Raw genomic sequence first — 5,102 nt, 5'->3', positions numbered from 1 at the left:
AAAAAGGAGGTGATAAAAATATAAAAACCGTTAACAATTCGGAGGTACTGCAAGGTTGGAATTTCTTCATGGTTTAGACTTTTTAATGGGGGCGAGGGGTTTATATGTATTTAGACCTCATATTATATAAGGTTAAGGTTCACAAGAGTGTGGTGAATGTGGAGCTTGCTAAAAACACAGGCGTGGAGGACGTTCTGAGTGCCCTCGGGAGACCATTCGTTCAGAAAGTGTTTTATGTGCTCTCCGCCTTCAAGAAGCTCTCCGTAAAAGATTTAGAGGGTAAAACGGGTCTCTCGGGGAGAACGGTCTACGACGCCCTTGCGCTCCTTGAGCGGGCTGGTCTCGTTGAGCGGAAGGCGCGTGGAGTCTATGCAGTGGCTTCAAGTAGAAACGCTAAGCTTTTCAGTGAGGCATACTATCATCTTCTAGTCACAGGCCTCGCAGAAGAGTTGACGCGAATAATTAGAGAATCGGACAGGGTAAAAGTATCTAAGAAAAATGTAGATGCAAGAAAAAAGCTCTTAGATGAACTTGAAACACTAGTTAGAGACTACGGGGAGCTTATAGAGAAAGAGTTTCCCCGCTCAATACAAGAGATTTTCCTCTCACTGACAGGGAACCGGAATGAGAATTGATAGCACAGCCGAGAAGAACTACCAGACCGCGCTCTCTGCAATCAAAAAGACACTGGAAGTTGAAGTTAAGAAGTTCCCATTGTTCGTAGTGGAAAAAAGCGAGTTACCTGAACTTAAACCAGAACTTAAGGGAAAGCCTTACATCCTAAACTATGTAAGGGGATTCTACAACCATAAGGAAGATAGTATTTTCGTTGTGAGTGGGTATGAGGAAGACCTTCAAACAATTCTACACGAAACACTTCACTCAAACTCCTGCCTCCACTCAAACAACTCCCCCTACTGGATACACGAAGGGCTCACTGAAGCTCTTACAGAGTACATTCTCAAAAAAGAAAACTTGAGCTACGACGTGAACCTGCTCATCTCCGAAGAAGTAAAATTTTGGCGGAAAATGCTCCAAAGCCGCAAAATAGAGATAGTCAGAGCCTACTTTAACCCCAACCCCGAAAAATGCTACTCAACACTGGAAAAAGCTACTGGAATATTCGGCTTAAAGAACAAGGATTTCCGAAAAATCTAGTGTTAGTACTAGTCTCATCTAGCACATAGTGGAACTCTGCTCCAATATCTATAATTCCCAAAAATGTGCTTCCAAATAATTGAGATCGAAAAATCACCATGAGAGGTTGGGAACTCATCTGACTCTTTGCATATTCTATGGCTTTTTTCTGCTAGCCGAGTATTACATTTCCCCTGACGCTTTTATTCTACATTATTTCTAGTCTAAATCTTTCCTAATTCTTGCTCGCCAAAGCCCTAAGAACTCACCTTTTTTTTACCATCCTCTTTTTCTTTGTTGGGCTCTGTATCTGATGTATATGGCGGCTGCGCTGAGTAAGAGTACGAGTATCATGAGTACGAGAGCGGTTCCGTGTTGGATTCCTAGGGTGTCAGCTGCGTAGGGGCTTTCGACTGCCATATAATATATGTGGTAGGTTAGGGCCATGACTGGATCATATATAGTAGCTGGATAGTAGTTTGATTGGGAAACGACCACGGCGATGAATAGTATGGCTGCGGTTTCCCCCACTATGCGTCCTATTCCCAGTATTGTTCCGGTGGAGATTCCGGGTGAGGCTAAGGGTAGGGTTACTGTGGTGATTGTTTGCCATTTTGTTGCTCCCAGTGCTTGGCTGGCTTCTCTGAATTCTTTGGGTACAGCGTCTAGTGCATTGTTTGTGGATTTTATTATTATGGGGAGTGCCATGAATCCGAGCACTATCCAGCCCGAAACTAGGCTTGGGCCCCCCTCCGCTATATTTAGGTAGCGTAGTAGGAAGGATAGGCCGAATAGTCCAAAGACTATTGAGGGGACTCCCGCCAAGTTGTTGACTACCTGGTTTATGAATGATTTTAATTTTCCTTGGACCAAGTACTCTGACATGTAAATGGATGACATAACTCCCAGAGGGATTGCTATAATCATGGCTCCCACGACTAGGGCGAAGGTTCCGAAAATCATGGGGGCTATTCCCCCCAGTCTTAGGTCAGTGTTTGGGATGGGGCTGCTGGTGAGAAAGCTTGGAAAATTGAAGGTGAATGTGGGCCAACCGTAGAAAAGCACGGTTCCTAAAATTATGAAGAAGGCTAGTATGGCTAGGAAAGTTGGGATGCCTATTAGCACGTCTCCCAGTATGGATCTGATTTTAGCTTCTCCTGGTGGTATACCTTTTAGTTCTTCTCTCAGTTTCTTCATTTCAGAATCTCCTTTTCACCTTTTTAGAAAACCTGAAAATTGTGATTTCAGCTAAATAGTTGATAATGTAAGTGATTATGAATAAGACAAATCCAATGGCCAGCAGAGCCTGGTAATGCGTACTTCCCCAAGAAGTTTCACCAATTTCCGCAGCTATGGTAGCGGTCATAGGCATAATAGGATCGAGAAACAGTTCCTTAAAGTAGAAACCAAATTTATCCAGGATTGGCAGAAAGGGAAAGTAATTAGGATACAAGATGGTGAAAGGCGAGCTACCGGCAATCATTAAAACCGCCATAGTTTCCCCTATAGCGCGAGCTATCGCTAGAACCACGGCGGCGGCAATACCTGCAGCAGCAGCCGGCAGTATCACTTTACGAACCGTTTGGAAGTGCGTAGCTCCCAGGGCGAATGAAGCTTCTTTAAATTCCCGGGGAACAGCGGAAATAGCATCTTCACTAATACTAATTATGGTGGGAAGAATCATAATCGCAAGAATTATTGCCGCAGACAAAGCGGTTCGTCCATTATCCAGATGGAAAATATTTTGTATTAAGGGCACCACAAGGGTAAGGCCGATTAGCCCAAAAACAACTGAGGGCACTCCGGCCACCAACTCGATTATGGGTTTGAGCACACTTTTAACCCTTAGGGAACAGTACTCCGCTAAGTGCACTGCGGAAAAAACCCCGATAGGAAGCGCAATAGCAATCGCGCCTCCAACCACAATTAAAGTACCTATAATAAGCGGTAGAATTCCGAATTCATAAGCGTTAGGAGCCCAAATGCCTCCCGAAACAAAATTCAAAAAACCCGCAAAAGGATTCCCCCCACCAAATAAGATCAAACCGTATTTATCAACAACATATCCAAAAAAGTCAGGATTCAACACATACAAAAGATGTAACACACTTGTTCCATAGCTCATCTTTTGAAACATGGGAAGGGCTTCCCTAAAAAGAAAGAATAATATGAGACCGGTAATTACCAAACTCGAAAAGGCACAGAGAGCAGTTAAACCCTCAGGTGAAAAAAACCTTTTAAAGTATCCTATAATATTTACTCCAAATTTTTTCAAATCCTCAGCCGTAAAAATATACTCTAAAATTTCTAATGTTTCACCACTTCTAGGGACACTTTTAGGAATTTTCTCTTTATTCTTCCTGTTGAACCACATTTTTACCGCCTCAAAAACAAAAAAAAGTTGAACGAGGATTTTAGACTGTTAGTAGATTTAGTTCCATACTATTGGTGTGGAGTAGTACCAGTAGGGCAACCCTGTAGTCAGACCTGCTTTTTCTACGCTTACGTAGCCTACTCTGTCAATTATGGCTTGACCGGCACTGCTGTAAACAAATCCCAAGTATCTGTCTATTATAGTGCCCGGCGCTGGGAAACCATCGGTTATGTAGTACAACCATCTGCATGCAAAATAGCCACCAGTATACTCGCCTGGACCGGTGATTTTCGACTGGGCCCAAGATATAACACCATTAATATCTGGAGTTTCATAGGAATAGGAAGAATTGTAGGCAACATTCACCCCCTTAATTGGTGAGAGTGGGTTTGCCACTTCCGCTGTATAATAAGATAGGGCAACATATCCCATAGAATATTGCTGATCTTTAACACTGGATATCATTAGACCATTCGAAGTTACCTTGGTGACCCCAGGCCAGGTACCAGTTTTATCCACCAGGAAATCACTCTCAAAATCGCCTCGGGTACCCGAACCATCCTCTCTAATGAAGACGGTAATCGGTTGATGAGCAGCTCCCGGTACATAATCATCCCAATAAACGGGTCCGGTTCCTTTCGCTGAGGCATTAAATATCTGTCCCACCTGTGCTCTGGTTAAGTTCACTTCAGACAAGTCGGGATGATAATTGTAGATTACAACTATTGCATCCGCGCCAATAATCCAAGTTAAGAGTTTTACACCAGTTGCTGTGGCACTGCTAATTTCTGTGCTCTTCGGTTCTCTAGACGCGGCTGCAATGTCCGTTGCCTGGTTAATTATTGCACTGTATCCTGCACCTGAGCCTCCTCCCGCTGCCTGAACGGTGATGAATGGATTCCGAGCTGTGAAGGCGGTAGCCATCTCGGTTGTTATCGGTAGCACCGTTGTTGATCCGGGAATGTAAAGAGACCCGGACGCCTGACCAAAAGTATAAGTTAGGATTAAGCTTTGTTGCTGCTGTTGACCGCCTGTTACAACCGGAGCAATTATGAAGGTGCCCACACCAACCCCTGCCAACAGTGCTATCAGGAGTATGGCTATTCCTTTACCGCTTAGCATTGAAGACAACTTTTTCATTCCTCTATTTTGTTCAACAATTTTTTATGGCGCTTAACCGACTTTTCTCATGGTATAATAAGATTATCCAAATGATTCTTATGATAGATTAATAATCTTATGTTTACTTATGGATACATATGTATAGCCAAAGAATATGATATCTTATTTAATATCGGAAAATATTTACTACACTAAATAGCTCTCAAACATAGCAAAACCAGAATCAATACTTAGAAAGCAGTAACAATTAGAGAAAACTCGTCTTAAACCAAATAAATTTATTAAATAACTACTCTTAATGGTTCAACTTTGGAAATTATGAATTCTTAAAAATCTTATCTGGAATAGATTTATGATACCTTTAAATTGGATAGAATAATATTACTATTATAGTAAATATATAGTGGTTGGAATTGGGGGTTTACAACAGTAGGAAGATTTAATACTAAATAATACCATATATGGCTAT

General features: G+C 42.3%; 5 protein-coding genes. 2 read left to right on the top strand and 3 right to left on the bottom strand.

All coding sequences use genetic code 11. The features are described 5' to 3' along the window. Window positions 1-104: 104 nt before the first annotated feature. Together ACUVXA_RS16150 and ACUVXA_RS16145 are read left to right on the top strand one after the other, a co-directional pair. A complete protein-coding gene (locus ACUVXA_RS16150) occupies window positions 105-635 on the top strand; it encodes a hypothetical protein (RefSeq protein ID WP_445872314.1) in 531 nt (176 codons plus the stop codon). Then, window positions 625-1,158, top strand: coding sequence for a hypothetical protein (locus ACUVXA_RS16145; RefSeq protein ID WP_445872313.1), 534 nt, complete (start codon window positions 625-627; stop codon window positions 1,156-1,158). The genes ACUVXA_RS16150 and ACUVXA_RS16145 overlap by 11 nt, the downstream gene beginning before the upstream one ends. Before the next feature lie 255 nt (window positions 1,159-1,413). Here the strand turns inward: ACUVXA_RS16145 and pstA are convergent, their stop codons facing one another. The 3 genes from pstA to ACUVXA_RS16130 are packed head-to-tail and all read right to left on the bottom strand — an operon-like array spanning window position 1,414 to window position 4,651. Then, entirely contained in the window at window positions 1,414-2,334 is a 921-nt protein-coding gene (pstA, locus tag ACUVXA_RS16140; protein WP_445872312.1) for a phosphate ABC transporter permease PstA, read from the bottom strand. 1 nt (window position 2,335) lies between these two features. Beyond that, on the bottom strand, window positions 2,336-3,511 hold the full coding sequence (gene pstC / locus ACUVXA_RS16135; RefSeq protein ID WP_445872311.1) for a phosphate ABC transporter permease subunit PstC: 1,176 nt from the start codon (window positions 3,509-3,511) through the stop codon (window positions 2,336-2,338). Window positions 3,512-3,568: 57 nt separating this feature from the next. Beyond that, on the bottom strand, window positions 3,569-4,651 hold the full coding sequence (locus tag ACUVXA_RS16130; protein ID WP_445872310.1) for a PstS family phosphate ABC transporter substrate-binding protein: 1,083 nt from the start codon (window positions 4,649-4,651) through the stop codon (window positions 3,569-3,571). Window positions 4,652-5,102: the final 451 nt, after the last annotated feature.

The organism is Candidatus Jordarchaeum sp. (assembly GCF_052745115.1).
Note: the sequence above shows the minus strand (reverse complement) of the source record. Positions and strands in the feature narration are given on the sequence as shown.